The organism is Pseudomonas sp. (genome assembly GCF_030696055.1).
In the GTDB taxonomy this organism is placed as follows: domain Bacteria; phylum Pseudomonadota; class Gammaproteobacteria; order Pseudomonadales; family Pseudomonadaceae; genus Aquipseudomonas.
The window spans coordinates 1-16,103 of the sequence record NZ_JAUYNP010000307.1 but is presented as its reverse complement, the minus strand read 5'-3'; the positions used below and the strand labels follow the sequence as shown (position 1 = coordinate 16,103).

Annotated in this window: 17 protein-coding genes and 1 pseudogene; 14 read left to right on the top strand and 4 right to left on the bottom strand. The window is 62.7% G+C overall.

The window, feature by feature from the left end; all coding sequences use genetic code 11:
* Positions 1–218 precede the first annotated feature (218 nt).
* On the top strand, positions 219–1,280 hold the full coding sequence (locus Q8Q83_RS18610; protein WP_305625618.1) for a PA0069 family radical SAM protein: 1,062 nt from the start codon (positions 219–221) through the stop codon (positions 1,278–1,280).
* A gap of 162 nt (positions 1,281–1,442) precedes the next feature.
* Here Q8Q83_RS18610 and Q8Q83_RS18605 read toward each other — a convergent pair whose 3' ends face one another.
* Positions 1,443–2,117, bottom strand: a complete 675-nt coding sequence (locus Q8Q83_RS18605; RefSeq protein WP_305625617.1) for an SDR family NAD(P)-dependent oxidoreductase — start codon at positions 2,115–2,117, stop codon at positions 1,443–1,445.
* A gap of 208 nt (positions 2,118–2,325) precedes the next feature.
* Here Q8Q83_RS18605 and Q8Q83_RS20305 point away from each other — a divergent pair.
* Positions 2,326–2,457, top strand: a pseudogene (locus Q8Q83_RS20305) (carbonic anhydrase); the annotation flags it as partial.
* A 35-nt stretch (positions 2,458–2,492) separates the two neighbouring features.
* Here Q8Q83_RS20305 and Q8Q83_RS18595 read toward each other — a convergent pair.
* Complete coding sequence (locus tag Q8Q83_RS18595; protein WP_305625616.1) at positions 2,493–3,149, bottom strand: hypothetical protein; 657 nt, start codon at positions 3,147–3,149, stop codon at positions 2,493–2,495.
* 398 nt (positions 3,150–3,547) lie between these two features.
* Here Q8Q83_RS18595 and coxB point away from each other — a divergent pair, with 398 nt between their 5' ends.
* From coxB to Q8Q83_RS18575, 4 genes are read left to right on the top strand one after another with little or no spacing between them, the layout of a single operon-like run.
* Complete coding sequence (coxB, locus tag Q8Q83_RS18590; RefSeq protein WP_305625615.1) at positions 3,548–4,672, top strand: cytochrome c oxidase subunit II; 1,125 nt, start codon at positions 3,548–3,550, stop codon at positions 4,670–4,672.
* 4 nt (positions 4,673–4,676) lie between these two features.
* Entirely contained in the window at positions 4,677–6,266 is a 1,590-nt protein-coding gene (gene ctaD, locus Q8Q83_RS18585) for a cytochrome c oxidase subunit I (protein ID WP_305625614.1), read from the top strand.
* Between the two features lie 12 nt (positions 6,267–6,278).
* Positions 6,279–6,830, top strand: a complete 552-nt coding sequence (locus Q8Q83_RS18580; RefSeq protein WP_305625613.1) for a cytochrome c oxidase assembly protein — start codon at positions 6,279–6,281, stop codon at positions 6,828–6,830.
* A 12-nt stretch (positions 6,831–6,842) separates the two neighbouring features.
* Positions 6,843–7,730 (top strand): cytochrome c oxidase subunit 3, encoded by an 888-nt coding sequence (locus Q8Q83_RS18575; RefSeq protein ID WP_305625612.1) that lies wholly within the window; start codon positions 6,843–6,845, stop codon positions 7,728–7,730.
* A gap of 70 nt (positions 7,731–7,800) precedes the next feature.
* Here the strand turns inward: Q8Q83_RS18575 and Q8Q83_RS18570 are convergent, their stop codons facing one another.
* Positions 7,801–8,004, bottom strand: coding sequence for a twin transmembrane helix small protein (locus Q8Q83_RS18570; protein ID WP_305625611.1), 204 nt, complete (start codon positions 8,002–8,004; stop codon positions 7,801–7,803).
* A 75-nt stretch (positions 8,005–8,079) separates the two neighbouring features.
* Here Q8Q83_RS18570 and Q8Q83_RS18565 point away from each other — a divergent pair, with 75 nt between their 5' ends.
* The 5 genes from Q8Q83_RS18565 to Q8Q83_RS18545 are packed head-to-tail and all read left to right on the top strand — an operon-like array spanning position 8,080 to position 12,001.
* Positions 8,080–8,811, top strand: coding sequence for an SURF1 family protein (locus Q8Q83_RS18565; protein WP_305625610.1), 732 nt, complete (start codon positions 8,080–8,082; stop codon positions 8,809–8,811).
* Complete coding sequence (locus Q8Q83_RS18560; RefSeq protein ID WP_305625609.1) at positions 8,786–9,370, top strand: hypothetical protein; 585 nt, start codon at positions 8,786–8,788, stop codon at positions 9,368–9,370. The genes Q8Q83_RS18565 and Q8Q83_RS18560 overlap by 26 nt, the downstream gene beginning before the upstream one ends.
* 20 nt (positions 9,371–9,390) lie before the next feature.
* Positions 9,391–10,431, top strand: a complete 1,041-nt coding sequence (locus Q8Q83_RS18555) for a heme A synthase (protein WP_305625608.1) — start codon at positions 9,391–9,393, stop codon at positions 10,429–10,431.
* 23 nt (positions 10,432–10,454) lie between these two features.
* Positions 10,455–11,354, top strand: coding sequence for a heme o synthase (gene cyoE / locus Q8Q83_RS18550; protein ID WP_305625607.1), 900 nt, complete (start codon positions 10,455–10,457; stop codon positions 11,352–11,354).
* A gap of 11 nt (positions 11,355–11,365) precedes the next feature.
* Positions 11,366–12,001 (top strand): SCO family protein, encoded by a 636-nt coding sequence (locus Q8Q83_RS18545; protein WP_305625606.1) that lies wholly within the window; start codon positions 11,366–11,368, stop codon positions 11,999–12,001.
* Between the two features lie 11 nt (positions 12,002–12,012).
* On the opposite strand, the gene Q8Q83_RS18540 is transcribed toward Q8Q83_RS18545, so the two are convergent.
* Positions 12,013–13,392: a PLP-dependent aminotransferase family protein gene (locus tag Q8Q83_RS18540; RefSeq protein ID WP_305625605.1), complete on the bottom strand. Its 1,380-nt coding sequence runs from the start codon at positions 13,390–13,392 to the stop codon at positions 12,013–12,015.
* Positions 13,393–13,518: 126 nt separating this feature from the next.
* Here Q8Q83_RS18540 and Q8Q83_RS18535 point away from each other — a divergent pair, with 126 nt between their 5' ends.
* The 3 genes from Q8Q83_RS18535 to Q8Q83_RS18525 form a co-directional block, all read left to right on the top strand.
* Positions 13,519–14,289: a transporter substrate-binding domain-containing protein gene (locus tag Q8Q83_RS18535; RefSeq protein ID WP_305625604.1), complete on the top strand. Its 771-nt coding sequence runs from the start codon at positions 13,519–13,521 to the stop codon at positions 14,287–14,289.
* A 60-nt stretch (positions 14,290–14,349) separates the two neighbouring features.
* Entirely contained in the window at positions 14,350–15,465 is a 1,116-nt protein-coding gene (locus tag Q8Q83_RS18530) for a succinylglutamate desuccinylase/aspartoacylase family protein (RefSeq protein ID WP_305625603.1), read from the top strand.
* A gap of 44 nt (positions 15,466–15,509) precedes the next feature.
* A partial coding sequence (locus tag Q8Q83_RS18525; RefSeq protein ID WP_305625602.1) for an Orn/Lys/Arg decarboxylase N-terminal domain-containing protein occupies positions 15,510–16,103 on the top strand: 594 nt, incomplete at its 3' end.

The following is a 16,103-nucleotide window of genomic DNA, read 5'->3' as shown; positions in this document are numbered from 1 at the left end:
CTCCTATCAAGTGATAGCAGAGTAATAGCCTTTTGCGAGTGACGGCGGTCAGCCCGGGCCTATAAAACTGCGCCGCTGGCGCCGCACCCGTCCAGCTTGCGCAGCGGGCGTTCGCTCTAAGGCCAAGGCGGGTTGGTGCATTGATCGGAAAGTTGGGTGAGGTAGCGGAAAACATCTCTATACTGTATGCATAACCAGTATATGAGCGAGCGATAGCCATGCCCTCCGTACCTCTGCCGCCGCGCGGTCGTGGCACCGCCAGCAACCCGCACAACCGCTTTGCCGCGACTCGCTCGGTGGCCGCGGACGATGGCTGGTTCAGCGAGGTGCCCGCATCGCGCGCCACCGAGGTGCGGGCGGAAACCGCGAAGAGCATCATCACCCGCAACCAGTCGCCGGACCTGCCGTTCGACCGCTCGCTCAATCCCTACCGCGGCTGCGAGCACGGCTGCATCTACTGCTATGCACGGCCCAGCCACGCCTATTGGGATCTCTCGCCGGGCCTGGATTTCGAGACCAGGCTGATCGCCAAGACCAACGCCGTGGCCCTGCTCGAGCAGCAACTGTCCAAACCCGGGTACGTCTGCGCGCCGATCAACCTGGGCTCCAATACCGACCCCTATCAGCCCATCGAGCGCCAGCACCTGCTGACCCGCAACAGCCTCAAGGTGCTGCTCGATTACCGCCACCCGGTGACCATAGTGACCAAGGGTTCGCTGATCCTGCGCGACCTCGACCTGCTCAGCGAGCTGGCCAAGCAGCGCCTGGTGGCGGTGATGATCAGCCTGACCAGCCTGGACGACGAACTCAAACGCATCCTCGAGCCGCGGGCCGCGGCTCCGGCGGCGCGCCTGCGGGCGATCCGCGTGCTGCGCGACAACCAGATCCCGGTCGGGGTGCTCTGCTCGCCGATGATTCCGATGATCAATGACATGGAGCTGGAGAGCCTGCTCCGCGCCGCCAAGGACGCCGGGGCGCAGAGCGCCGGCTATATGTTGCTGCGCCTGCCGCGGGAGGTGGCGCCGCTGTTCGAGGAATGGCTGCAGGCGCATTACCCGCAGCGCGCCGAGCATGTGCTCAGCCTGATCCGCCAGAGCCGCGGCGGCGCGCTGTATGACAGCCGCTTCGGTATGCGTTTTCGCGGCGAGGGCGCGTTCGCCGAGCTGCTGGCCCAGCGCTTTGCCCTGGCCAGCAAGCGTCTCGGCCTGAACCAGCGCGAGGGCTTCAACCTGGATAGCTCACGCTTCTGCCCGCCCGGCGGCCAGCTGGCTCTGCTCTAAATAACCCAAGACGCTGGGCTAGCAGGCCGTTGAAAAATGTAAACGAGGCAGTCGAGACAAGGCAAAAACAGGCGAGGTAGCGGAGTTTACGAGCTGTAAATGAGCATTCCGAGCCTGTTTTTAACGCCGTATCGGCAACGCAGGTAGTTTTTCAACGACCTGCTAGAGATTGCGCGTCACGTTTAGCGCCGCATAGCTTTGCGCCACCGGCATGATCTCTATCGAGTTGATATTCATATGCTCGGGTAGCTGGCTGATCCAGGCCACGGTGTTGGCGATATCTTCCGGGCGGATCGCTTCGACATCCTGGTACAGCGCGGCGACCGCCTCGGCATTGCCGTCCAGGCGCACCAGGGAGAAGTCGGTGCCCGAGCACAGCCCCGGCTCGATATTGCTCACCCGCACCTTGCTGCCGGCCAGGTCCGCGCGCAGGTTCAGGCTGAACTGTTTGACGAAGGCCTTGGTCGCGCCATAGACGTTTCCGCCGGGGTAGGGAACAGTGCCCGCGACAGAGCCTATATTGATGATCAGGCCGCTGTTCGCCGCCACCATGCGCGGCAGCACCTGATGCGTGACCAGGGCCAGGCCGGCATTGTTCACCAGGATGTCGAGCGTGGGAAAACGGCCGAAAATCGTCTGGAAGGCCTGATCGATCGAGGCCTGATCGGTGACATCCATCACCACGGCAAAGAAGCGTGCGCCCAACTCGGCCTGCAGCGCGGTGAGCTTATCTGCGCGCCGGGCAGCCCCTATCACCTGATAGCCATCGGCGATCAGCCGCCGGCAAATGGCCTCGCCAAACCCGGCAGAAGCGCCGGTCACCAATACTGTTTTCATCCCACCACTCCTTTTAGTCTCACGCCTGGCCAGCCTGCTGGCCGTACCAGCAGCCAGTCTATTCTACTCGCGCCATGGCTCAGCCGCGCCGGCTACTAAGCCGGCAGCATTCGACTCCCACAGCTGTTGAGATAAAGCAGAGGGATAAGCAACGGCAGCAGATCAGCAGCGTGGCGAAGAGCGCAGAAGAGGCACTGCAACAGATAAGCGCCTGGCCTGCGGCCAGCTGTTGATCCACGGCTGGGTGTATGACAGCGAGACCAGCGAGATCAAGGCCTATGACGCCGAGCAGGGCGTGTTCCGCCAGATCGGCGACGGCCCGCGGCCGCGCTATTTGCCCAGCAAGGCGGGCAGGTTCGGCCTGGACGCACGGACTCAGCTGGCCGCGCGCGATTCATCCAGCTGCAGTTCCACGCCCAGCTGACGGGACAGACAGGGCCAGCGCTGCCAGGCCGCTTCGGTGTGCGGATCGCTCAAGCGCTCGCGGTAGGCCTGCACCGAGTCCTGGGCGAAGCTGGCGTCATCCAGCATGCCATCCACCGCATGGTGTACGGCTTCGTCCAGCTGGTTGGCGAAGGGCTCGCCGATCAGCTGGTGGGCAATCAGGTTGGCCACAGTGGTATCCAGCGGAATCAGCGGCTGGCCGAGGTGCTTGATATAACGATCGTTGACCTCCTCGACCAGGCGGTGGGCCAGGTAGGCTTCATCGAGCAGCCCCTCGAGCCCTTCATGCCCCGCCATCAGCGCCGGCGGCTGCAGGAAAAACTGCTCGGCGACCTTCAATACCGGCTTGATCTGCGCCTCGATCCCCGCTTCCCGGGCCACCTGATGGGCCGCCTCCAGCACCTCCGGTACCTGCTCGATATAGGCCACCACGAAACGGCTGAGCACGCCCAGGCCATCGGTGCTGGGCAGGCGAATGGCGGGGTGCAGACGGCTCAGCTGAGCGTCCATCTGCCGGGCCAGCTGAGCGCTGCTGGCTTCATGCTGCTGGGCGCGCTGGATCAGTTGGTGCAAGGCGGGGGTGTTCATGACGGCTCCTGAAGTGAGGACATGGGCGTGAACCTTAGCTGGCTGAACGCCGCTGCTAAGACCAGATTGTCATAATTATTTAATAGTTATGCGAGTCAGCTATATCGCGCAGCCATCAGCTTGCGCCATCCCACAGCACTCGCGGCCTCCAGCCAAGGCCGAGGATAAAGCACTTCATTTTGGCTTTCGCGTTGCCAGCTGCAAGTCCCTGTCTATACTCGAACTCGAAAGGCAGTACCTGATAACACCGGATAAACCTCGGCATGGACAGGTTTCGGCAGTTGCCAGCTGTTGCAGGCGCAGAAAAACGCAGATTTTTCAGTGACCTGTAGAGGCAGTCGAACCCTTGGCCGCAGGCGCGTCCGGCGGGATAACAAGAATCATAAGGGGAACCCGCAATGATGCGACATCCACGAGTTTGGATGGGCCTCCTGCTGTGGTTGGTATTCAGCTCGGCTCACGCCAGCTGGGGCGTCAATATGACGCCCGGTGCCACCGAGGTCAGCCGCTCAGTATTTGACTTGCACATGACCATCTTCTGGATCTGCGTCGTGATCGGCGTGATCGTGTTTGGTGCCATGTTCTGGTCGATGCTCGTCCACCGCCGCTCCACCGGCCAAGAACCCGCGCACTTCCACGAAAGCACCTCGGTCGAAATCCTCTGGACCGTCGTGCCTCTGGTGATCCTTGTGCTAATGGCCATTCCAGCGACCAAGACCCTGATCGAGATCTACGACCCCAGCGAATCGGAGCTGGATATCCAGGTCACCGGCTATCAGTGGAAATGGCACTACAAATACCTGGGTCAGGACGTCGAGTTCTTCAGCAACCTGACGACCCCGCAAGACCAGATCAACAACCAAGCCGAGAAAGGCGAGCACTACCTGCTCGAAGTCGATGAGCCCCTGGTGGTGCCGGTCGGTACCAAGGTGCGCTTCCTGATCACCTCGGCCGATGTGATCCATTCCTGGTGGGTACCGGCCTTGGCGGTGAAGAAGGATGCTATCCCCGGCTTCGTCAACGAGTCCTGGACCCGGGTCGATGAGCCCGGCATCTACCGCGGCCAGTGCACCGAGCTGTGCGGCAAGGATCACGGCTTTATGCCGATAGTGGTCGAGGTCAAATCGAAAGCCGACTATCTCGCCTGGCTGGATAAGCGCAAACAGAGCGCCGCGGCCGAGAAGGAGCTGAGCAGCAAGGAATGGACCATGGAAGAGCTGATGGCCCGCGGCGAGAAGGCTTACACCACCACCTGCGCCGCCTGCCACCAGCCCACCGGCGAAGGCCTGCCACCGATGTTCCCAGCTCTGAAAGGCTCGCCCATCGCCACCGGTCCGGTTGCCGATCATATCGGCACCGTGGTCAACGGCAGGCCGGGTACCTCCATGGCCGCCTTCGGCAAACAGCTGTCGGAAGTCGACATCGCCGCGATCATCACCTACGAACGCAACGCCTGGGGCAACAAGGTCGGTGACATGGTCACCCCGAAAGACATCCTCGCGTTCAAACAGGCTCAGGAGTAAGGACATGAGTGCAGTGATCGACCACGGTCATGCCGGGCATGACCATCACCACGGCCCGGCCAAAGGCCTGATGCGCTGGGTGTTGACCACCAACCATAAAGACATCGGCACCCTGTACCTGTGGTTCAGCTTCGCCATGTTTCTGCTGGGCGGCAGCATGGCCATGGTGATTCGCGCCGAGTTGGTCCAGCCCGGCCTGCAGATAGTGCAGCCGGAATTCTTCAACCAGATGACCACCATGCACGGCCTGATCATGGTCTTCGGCGCGGTGATGCCGGCCTTCGTCGGCCTGGCCAACTGGATGGTTCCGCTGATGGTCGGCGCGCCGGACATGGCCCTGCCGCGGATGAACAACTTCAGCTTCTGGCTGCTGCCGGCGGCCTTTAGCATGTTGGTCAGCACGCTGTTTATGGAAGGCGGCGGGCCCAACTTCGGCTGGACCTTCTACGCGCCGCTGTCCACCACCTACGCGCCGGAAAGCGTGACCTTCTTTATCTTCGCCATCCACCTGATGGGCATCAGCTCGATCATGGGCGCGATCAACGTGGTCGCCACCATCCTCAACCTGCGCGCCCCCGGCATGACTCTGATGAAGATGCCGCTGTTCGTCTGGACCTGGCTGATCACCGCCTTCCTGCTGATCGCGGTGATGCCGGTGCTGGCCGGTTGCGTGACCATGATGCTGATGGACGTGCACTTCCACACCAGCTTCTTCAGTGCCGCCGGTGGCGGTGACCCGGTGCTGTTCCAGCATGTGTTCTGGTTCTTCGGCCACCCCGAGGTGTACATCATGATCCTGCCGGCGTTCGGCGCGGTCAGCTCGATCATCCCGGCCTTCGCGCGCAAGCCACTGTTCGGCTACACCTCGATGGTCTACGCCACTGCCTCGATCGCCTTCCTGTCGTTTATCGTGTGGGCGCACCATATGTTCACCGTCGGCATTCCGCTGACCGGCGAGCTGTTCTTTATGTACGCCACCCTGCTGATCGCCGTACCCACCGGGGTGAAGGTGTTCAACTGGGCCAGCACCATGTGGCGCGGCTCGATGACCTTCGAGACGCCGATGTTGTTCGCCGTGGCCTTCGTCATCCTGTTCACCATCGGCGGTTTCTCCGGTTTGATGCTGGCCATCGCCCCGGCGGACTTCCAGTACCACGACACCTACTTCGTGGTGGCGCACTTCCACTACGTGCTGGTGCCGGGTGCGATCTTCGGCATCTTCGCCTCGGCCTACTACTGGCTGCCGAAGTGGACCGGGCATATGTACGACGAGACCCTCGGCAAGCTGCATTTCTGGATGAGCTTCGTCGGCATGAACATGGCGTTCTTCCCCATGCACTTCGTCGGCCTGGCCGGCATGCCGCGGCGCATCCCCGACTACAACATGATGTTCGCCAACTTCAATATGGTCTCCTCGATCGGCGCCTTTATGTTCGGGGCCACCCAGTTGCTCTTCCTGTTTATCGTCATCAAGTGCATCCGCGGCGGCAAGCCGGCTGCGGCCAAGCCCTGGGATGGTGCCGAGGGCCTGGAGTGGACGGTGCCGTCGCCGGCGCCTTACCACACCTTCCAGACTCCGCCTGACGTGAAATAAGGACGCGCGTCCATGAGCGAAACCCTGCCGATCCGCCGCCTGGTGATCCGCCTGTCCTTGGTGGTGGTGGGCATGTTCGGCTTCGGTTTCGCTCTGGTGCCGATCTACGACGTGATGTGCCAGGCCTTCGGCATCAACGGCAAAACCGCCGGTGCCTACCAGGCCGAGCAGCAAGATGTGGATGAGTCGCGCCGGGTGCGCGTGCAGTTTCTCGCCACCAACGCCGCCGATATGGTCTGGGAATTCCGCCCTATGGCCGATGAGGTCTCGGTGCATCCGGGTGACAGCACGCAGATGCTGTTTATTGCCCACAACCCCACGGATAAGCCGATGATCGCCCAGGCGATTCCCAGTGTGGCGCCGTCCAAGGCGGCCGCGTTTTTCCACAAGACCGAGTGCTTCTGTTTTACCCAGCAGGTGCTGCAACCCGGCGAACGCATCGAGATGCCGGTGCGCTTTATCGTCGATCGAGATCTACCGGCAGATGTGCGCCACCTGACATTGGCCTACACCCTGTTCGATATCACTGCGAGTAAACCGCCTGTCGCCCAGGCGACTCCATAAGGAGAACAAGAAATGTCGAGTCACGAGCAGTATTACGTTCCTGCCCAGAGCAAGTGGCCGATTATCGCCACCCTTGGCATGTTGTTTACGGTCTATGGCGTGGGCACCTGGTTCAACGATATGAAGGCGGAGCGGGCCGACTCCAATGGCCCGCTGATCTTCTTTGTCGGCGGCCTGTTCCTCGCCTATATGCTGTTCGGCTGGTTCGGCAATGTGATCAAGGAAAGCCGCTCCGGCATGTACAGCCAGCAGATGGATCGCTCATTCCGCTGGGGCATGAGCTGGTTTATCTTCTCCGAGGTGATGTTCTTCGCGGCGTTCTTCGGCGTGCTGTTCTACGTGCGTACCTGGGCCGGCCCCTGGCTCGGTGGCGAGGGCGACAAGGGCATCGCCAACATGCTCTGGCCCGGCTTCGAATACACCTGGCCGCTGCTCAATACGCCCGATCCCAAGCTCTATCCCGCGCCCAGCGGCATCATCAGCGCCTGGGGCTTGCCGCTGCTCAACACCATACTGCTGGTCAGTTCCAGCTTCACCCTGACCTTTGCCCACCATGCGCTGCGCAAGAATCATCGCAAGCAGCTGAAGCTCTGGCTGGCGCTGACCCTACTGCTGGGCATCGGCTTCCTGACCTTTCAGGCCGAGGAATATATCCATGCCTATACCGAACTGGGCCTGACCCTGGGCTCGGGCATCTATGGCGCGACCTTCTTTATGCTCACCGGCTTCCATGGCGCCCACGTGACCTTGGGCGCCTTGATGCTGAGCATCATGCTGATCCGCATTCTGCGCGGCCACTTCAGCCCGGATAAGCATTTCGCGTTCGAAGCCGCGGCCTGGTACTGGCACTTCGTCGATGTGGTATGGATCGGCTTGTTCACCTTCGTTTATGTGCTTTGAAGGGAGCTGAAAGCCGCAAGCTTTAAGCGGCAAGTCAAAGCGCTTATAGCTTGAAGATTAGGGCTTGCAGCTACCAGCTGACATGCGAGACCAGTTGGCCACTGTAGAAGCCCCAGGCAATAAGGGCTACGGTCAAGGCGGTGAGGGTGACGCGCACAGTCAGCGCGTTCACCACCCGGGAGGTTCGGCCTTCATCCTTGACCAAAAAAAACAGGCCACTGAATAGGCTGACCAGAGTAGCCAGTAGTAACAGGACGATCGCGGCCTTGAGCATGCGTGACTCCGGGGGAAGGGAAATGTGCTACAGCTGCAGTATAGCCCGCCTAATCAGGGCTTTAGAGAGGTCGGCATGAGCGCCTTTCGTCCTGGCCTGTTGCCCAGCGTGCTGGTGCTGCTGCTATTGCCTGGGCTGATCGCCCTGGGCTTTTGGCAGTTGGCGCGGGCCGAAGAAAAACGTGAATTACTGGCCACCCACCAAGCCCGGCAGCTCGCCGCCCCCATCAGCCTCGCTGAGCTTGAGCGGCAGCCAAATCCGGCTTATGTGCGGGTGCAGCTGCAGGGCTATTTCGATACACGGCATAGCCTGCTGCTGGATAACCGCACCCGCGACGGCAAGGTCGGCGTGGAGGTGCTGCAACCCTTCTATGACCAAAACAGCGGCTTGTGGCTGCTGCTCAATCGTGGCTGGCTGCCCTGGCCGGATCGCCGCACCCCCCCGACTTTCGCCACTCCCGACACGCCCTTGAGGGTGCGCGCCACCGTCCATGTGCCCCTGGGCGAGCCCTTGCAATTGCAACAGGAGCAGCCGGCAACTGGCTGGCCACGCCTGATTACAGTGGTCAAACCTGATGATCTCTGGCGGCAACTGGGCCGCGGCGGCCTGAGCTATGCAGCACGCCTGGAGCCCGGCCCGGCTTCATTTCAGGCCGACTGGCCGGTAGTTGCCATGAGCCCGGACAAACACCTCGGCTATGCCGTGCAATGGTTCGCCCTGGCGGCGGCCTTGCTCGGCCTGTTTATCTATTTAGGTCTGCATAACGCGCGGGAGAATCGCCATGCACCCAGCAATCACCCTGCCTGAACTATCCCCCAGCCAGCGCCGCCGCGGCCGCCTGCAGCTGATCCTGATTCTGGCCGTGGTCATAGGCCCGATGATCCTCGCCAGCGCCATGTACCAGTGGCGCTTCTGGGTACCGGAAACCCGCAGCTACCACGGCGAATTGATAGGCAACGGCCAGACCCGCGTGGACCTCGGCGTGAGCGGACCCGCGGAAACCCGCTGGCAGTTGCTGGTAACTGTGCCCGCAGTCTGCGATGCCGCCTGCAAGGAACTGATATTTCTCGCCCGGCAAGTCCATATCGGCCTGAACCGCGAGGTCGGTCGCGCCGCCCACGGCCTGGCCAGCGCTCAGCCACTGACGGCGGATTATGACGCCCAGTTGCGCCGCGAATACCCGCAGTTGGCGCGTTATCAGCTTGAGCTGCAGGCCTATGGCAAAACCGCCGGCCAGGCCGCAGGCGCGCAACTCTGGATAGTCGATCCGCACGGCAATCTGGTGCTGCGTTACGGCGCCAGCAGCAAGGGCAAAGCCATACTCAAGGATCTAGTCTATCTGCTGAAGATCTCGCAAATTGGCTGACAGGCCGCTAAGGATTGACGATGCGCAAACCCGGTTACCGCTTCGCCTTATTTGCCACTCTGCTGGCTGTTGTGGTGGTCATGCTCGGCGCCTACACCCGGCTTAGCCACGCCGGCCTGGGCTGCCCGGACTGGCCTGGCTGCTACGGCTTTATCGGCGTGCCGATGAGCGAACACACCCAGACCCTGGCCGAAGCGCGCTTCCCCGAGGCGCCGGTGGAAGTCGCCAAGGGCTGGTACGAGATGGTCCATCGCTATTTTGCCGGCAGCCTCGGCCTGGTCATACTCGGGCTCGCCGGCCACGCCCTGGTGCGCCGCGGGCGTGACGGCCAGCCGCTGAAATTGCCCTTGCTGCTGCTCGCCTTGGTCGCCCTGCAAGCGGCCTTCGGCATGTGGACAGTCACCCTCAAGCTGTGGCCCCAGGTGGTCACAGCCCACCTGCTCGGCGGCTTCGCCACCCTCAGCCTGCTGTTCCTCCTGAGCCTGCGCCTGTCTGGCCAGGCCGCGCCTCTGCCACGACTGGCCGCCCCCCTGCGCAGCCTGGCCGCCCTCGGCCTACTGCTGGTGATCGGGCAAATTGCCCTGGGCGGCTGGGTCAGCAGCAACTACGCGGCGGTGGCCTGTGTCGACCTGCCCCGCTGTCACGGCCAATGGTGGCCGGCGATGGACTTCGCCAACGGCTTCCACCTGACCCAGCATATCGGCCCCAACTACCTCGGCGGGCAACTCGACAGCGAGGCGCGCACCGCCATTCATATGACCCATCGCCTCGGCGCCGGGCTGCTGAGCCTGGTGCTGCTGTTGCTGGCCTGGCGGCTCAAGCGCAACGGCCTGCCGCGCCTGGCCGCTCTGCTGCTGCTGGCCCTGGCGCTACAGATCAGCCTGGGCATCAGCAATGTGATTCTTCATCTGCCGCTGCTGGTGGCGGTGGCGCATAACCTCGGCGGCGCGCTGCTGCTGCTGTGCCTGGTGCTGATCAATTACCGCGTGCGCAGCGTTGCCGTGCCGGCCTCTCAGGCGACTGGCGAGCACCCTGGCTTGACCGCGCTGCCGAGCAAATAACAAAAATACTAAGGAGAAACCCTATGGCTACTCTACTGCGCGAACAGCAAGCCCACGCCAGCTGGCGTGACTACCTGGAGCTGACCAAGCCGAGGGTGGTGGTGCTGATGCTGATCACCTCCCTGGTCGGCATGTTCCTCGCCACCCGCGCCGGCGTCGCCTGGCAGGTGCTGATCTTCGGCAACCTGGGCATCGGCCTGTGCGCCGGGGGGGCGGCGGCGGTCAACCATGTGGTGGACCGGCGCATCGACTCGATCATGGCGCGCACCCTCAAGCGCCCGGTTACCAGCGGCCGGGTGTCACCGGCGGCGGCCCTGAGTTTCGCCCTGCTGCTGGCGGTGGCGGGCATGGCCCTGCTGCTGACCTTTACCAACGAACTGGCCGCCTGGCTGACCCTGGCCTCCCTGCTCGGTTATGCGGTGATCTACACCGGCTTTCTCAAGCGCGCCACGCCGCAGAATATCGTGATCGGCGGGCTGGCCGGGGCCGCGCCGCCGCTGCTCGGCTGGGTCGCGGTGACCGGCCATGTGAGCGCCGAGCCGCTGCTGTTGGTGCTGATCATCTTCGCCTGGACGCCGCCGCACTTCTGGGCCCTGGCCATCCACCGCAAGGCCGAATACGCCAAGGCCGACATCCCCATGTTGCCGGTGACCCATGGCGAGCACTACACCAAGGTGCATATCCTGCTCTACACCCTGGTGATGTTCGCCGTGACCCTGCTGCCCTATGCCATCCATATGAGCGGGCCGCTCTACCTGGCGTGTGCGGTGGTGTTGGGCGGGCGCTTTCTGCAGTGGGCCTGGGTGCTGTACCGTGACAGCCAACCGCACGCGGCGATCAACACCTTCAAGTACAGTATCTGGTACCTGTTTCTGCTGTTTATCGCCCTGCTGGTCGATCACTACCTGTTGTTAAACCTGTAATCGTTGGTGCCATGACCCGAATCCAGATCACCGTTTTTGCTCTCGTTGCCATAGTCGCCTTGGTGCTTGGCCTGACCGTCAACAAGGTGCTGACCAGCAAGGGCCAGGGTGATCCCACCGCACTGCTGGATGCAGGCATAGTGCTGTTGCCACAAAGCCGCACGCTACCGGAGTTGCAGCTGACCAACCAGGATGGCCAGGCAGTTGCCGTCGACCAGCTTAAGGAGCAGTGGAGCCTGCTGTTCTTCGGCTACACCTTCTGCCCGGATATCTGCCCGACCACCCTCGCCCAGCTGCGCCAGCTGCAAGGCCAGCTGCCGGCAGAAACCCGCGCCAACCTGCGCATGATTCTGGTCAGCGTCGACCCCAATCGCGATACGCCTGAGCAGCTGAAGAAGTACCTGGACTACTTCGATGCCGGCTTTATCGGCCTGACCGGCGAGCAGGCGACCCTGCAGAAACTGGCCAATGCGGTAAGCATTCCCTATATCCCGGCCGATACCAGCAAGGAAAACTACACAGTCGACCACAGCGGCAATCTGGTGCTGATCGGCCCGGACGGCACCCAACGCGGCTTTATCCGCGCGCCGCTAAACAACGCCAAACTGGCGGAGCAGCTGCCGGGCCTGCTGAACGGCCTGGACTGAGCGGCCGCCGTTCAGCCCTGAGTGGCCTCGGCGAGAAAACGCCAGACCGCAGGGTCTGCGCCGAAGGCCACGTTGAAGCGCAGCCAGGGCGTGGCCTCCAGGCCGGGCCGGAAGATGCAGCCGGGTGACAACAGGATGTTCTGTTTCAAGCCGGCGCGGGTCAGGGCCACGGGGTCGAAATCGGCCTGGCCACTGCTGATCCACAGGTAGGGGGTCGGCGCGGCGGGCGCCCAGCATTGCCAGCCGAGTTGTTGCAGTTGCTGGCGGGCGGACAACTGCGCGTTTAGTAGCCGATCGCGTAATTTCTGGCAGCGCTTGCGCTGGGTGCCATCGCTGAGCATCTGCAGCGCCAGCTGTTCACACAGTTGTGAGCTGTACAGCCCGGTGGTCATCTTGTAATGCAACAGGGCTTCGGCCACGGCCGGTTCGGCGGTGACGAAGCCAACCCGTAGCGAGGCCGCCAGGCTCTTGGAAAAGCTGCCGAGGTGAATCACCCGCTGCAGGTTGTCCAGCGCCGCCAGCGGTGGCAGGTTATCCGGCGCCAGTTGGCCGGACACGTCATCCTCAACGATCCAGCAATCATGGGTGTCGGCTAGTTGCAGTACGCGGTGGGCCGTTGCCGGGCTGTAACTGGCGCCGGTGGGATTCTGCAACCAAGGGTTGGTGAAGAACGCCTTGGGCTGATGCAGTTGCAGCAACTCGCCAAGCTTTTCCACATCCGGACCCTGTGGCGTCCAGGGCACGCCTATGGCCTTGATCTTGTGGTCGCGCAGGTTGGCCAGCAGATTGATATAGCCGGGGTCATCCACCAGCACGCAGTCGCCGGGTTGCAACAGGGCGCGGATCACCAAATTCAGCGCCTGGCTGGCGCCATTGGTCAGCACTATATGCTCGGCCTGCGCGGGCACGCCGCGATCCCCCAGATAACGCTGGACCCAGTTGCGTAGACCGAGGTTGCCACGTGATTCGCCATACTCGGCAACCAGGCCATTGGCTCGGCCGAGGGCACGCAGCGCCAGGTGCAGACCGGGTTCATCCAGCCAGGCATCCGGCAGGCCACCACTGCCCGGTTGCAAGGCATCGGCATCCGGATGAAAGGCGTCATCCAGCAACCAGTAGACATCCCCCAGTGGCGCCGAACTGCGTTGCTGTTGCTTGCTCGGTGAAGTCTGCGGCACGAAGAAGCCGTCGCCCTTGCGTGCATCGATATAGCCCAGCGCCACCAGACGATCATAGGCCTGCACCACGGTAAAGGTGCTGACATCGAACTCCTTGGCGGCGGCGCGGATCGACGGCAGCCGCGCGCCTGGCGACAGTTGGCCGTGCTCGATCAGGCCGGAGAAATGCTGCACCAATTGGCCGATTCGCGACGCCTTTCGAGCGACTTCCATGGGGGGTGTACAGCCTTTTCAACCACTACAGGGGCGGCCATTTTAGGCACTGCTGTGTATGGAAAGAAAGCGCAGAGGGCGTAAGTTGGCTGGGCGGTCAGCGCATTCTTTAGAGGAGCTTGGTTCATGCAAACAATAAAAAAATTACTGCTCGGCGTGATGATTTTCGGCAGCTGTGTCAGCGCGCAGGCGCAATCGGGGGTCGTGCGGATTGCCACCGAAGGGGCCTACCCACCGTACAACTTCGTCAACCCGGATGGCAGCCTGGGCGGCTTCGATGTCGACATCGCCAATGCCCTGTGCACCGAGATGAAGGTGCAGTGCAAGCTGGTCAAGCAGGACTGGGACGGCATCATCCCCGGCCTGTTGGCGAAGAAATACGACGCCATAGTCGCTTCCATGGCGATCACCCCGGAGCGTCAGCAGAAGGTGGCCTTCTCCGACAAGTACGAAGGCGGCTACTCCATGCTGTTCGGCAGCAAGGGCCTGACCGATAGCAGTCCGGCTGCCATGCAGGGCAAGGTGATTGCGGTGCAAAAGGGCTCGATCCAGGAGAACTTCGCCAAGGACCATTACGAAAAAGCCGGCATCAGCCTGCACCGTTATCCGGACACACAGACCGCCATGATGGACCTCACCGCCGGGCGGGTGGATGCCGTGGTGCTGGAAGTCGGCATCGTCTACGAGGCCACGAAGGACGCCAGCCTGGCCGACTACCACGGCTTCGGCGAGAAGTTCCAGGACCCCAAGTACTTCGGCACCGGCTCCGGCATCGCCGTGCGCAAGCAAGACCAGGTCCTGCTGGGACAGTTCAATCAGGCGCTCAAGACCATCCTGGCCAACGGCACCTACAAGCAGATCAACGACAAGTACTTCCCGTACAACCAGTACGACTGATGCCTGCGCACCTGGTGCCGGTGTCGCCGCACCAGGCTGTTCTCCCGTTTGGAAAATCCTATGTATCAGCAACAACATGCGCTTGTGGCGCAATCCCTCGGTGCGCCGCGTGAAGTCATCAGCCTGCATTTCGGCCCGCAGGACCAGGGCCAGAAAATTTATCTGCAGGCCGGCCTGCATGCCGATGAGCACCCCGGCATGCTGGTTCTGCATCACCTCAAGAGCCGCTTGCTGGAGCTGGAGGCCGCAGGGCGCCTGACCGGCGAGGTGGTACTGGTGCCGATCGCCAACCCGATCGGCCTCGGCAACTATGTGTTCGGCCGCCAGCTGGGGCGCTTCGAGCTGTCCAGCCGGGAGAACTTCAACCGCCATTACCTCGATCTCGCCGAACTGGTGCGCGAGCAGGTCGCCAGCCAACTGGGCAGCAATGCCGCCGCCAACGTGGCACTGATCCGCCGCTGCATCGGCGAGCGCTTGCAGGCCATCGAGCCGCGCACCGAACTGGAATCGCTGCGTCTGACCCTGATGGCCCTGGCCTGCGCTGCCGATTATGTGCTGGATGTGCACTGCGACAGCGATGCCATGGTGCACCTCTATGTGCACAGCAAGCAGCAGGCGCAAGGCCGGGTACTGGCCGGCTACACCGGCGCGCATGCCACCCTGCATGCAACCGAACAGGGCGGCAACTCCTTCGACGAGGCCTTCACCAGCGTTTGGGCAACCCTGCAGCAGGCCTTCCCGCAACATCCAATTCCCATGGCGACCTTCGCGGCCACAGTCGAGTTGCGTGGCATCAACGATGTCAGCCACGAACTGGCGCGGGCCGATGCCGAGGCGCTGCTGGCCTACCTCGGCCACCTCGGGCTGGTCACCGGTGAGGTGCCCGCGGTGCCCGCGCCGGTCTGTGAGCCGACGCCCTTGTCCGGGGTAGAGGTGCTGAATGCGCCGCACGCCGGCGTGGTCGCCTACCGGGCGCCCATCGGCAGCTGGGTTGAGCCGGGGACGGCCTTGGCCGATGTCATCGACCCCCTCAGCGGCCGGGTCAGCACCCTCACCAGCGGCATTGCCGGGATGTTCTACGCCCGGCTAATCGAGCGCTTCACCGAAGCCAATACCGAGCTGACCTTCGTCGCCGGCCGCGAGCCGCTGCGTCAGGGTTGCCTGCTCGGCGCCTAACGATTTTTCCCGGCCTAGCCGGACAGGCAATAGGAATAACAACAATGACCATGAAGTTTCGTTTCCCGCTGGTGCTGATCGGCCAGCACATGCGTGCGGACACCAGCACCGGCGAGAGCGTGCGCGCCCTCGCCGCCGCCATCGAACACGCCGGCATCGAGGTGCAATGGCTCGATCACTACGACGATCTGTCGGCGCTGGCCCAACAGCAGAACCGCGCCAGCGGCTTTGTCGTCACCCTCGATGATGCCGACCTCGGTAACGATAAGGTCGATGGGGTGATTGCCGGGTTGCGCACCTTCGTGGCCACGCTGCGCCAGCGCAACAACGACATTCCGATCTTCCTCTACGGCCAGACCCGCACCTCGCAACATCTGCCCAAGGAGATCCTCAAGGAACTGCATGGCTTTATCCACATGCACGAGGACACACCGGAGTTCGTCGCCCGCTACATCATCCGCGAGGCGCGCGCCTATGTGGCGGCGCTGACCCCGCCGTTTTTTCGCGCCCTGCTCAACTATGCCCAGGACGGTTCCTACTCCTGGCACTGCCCGGGGCACTCGGGGGGCGTGGCCTTCCTCACGAGCCCGGTGGGTCAGGTGTTTCACCAGTTCTTCGGCGAGAACATGCTGCGCGCC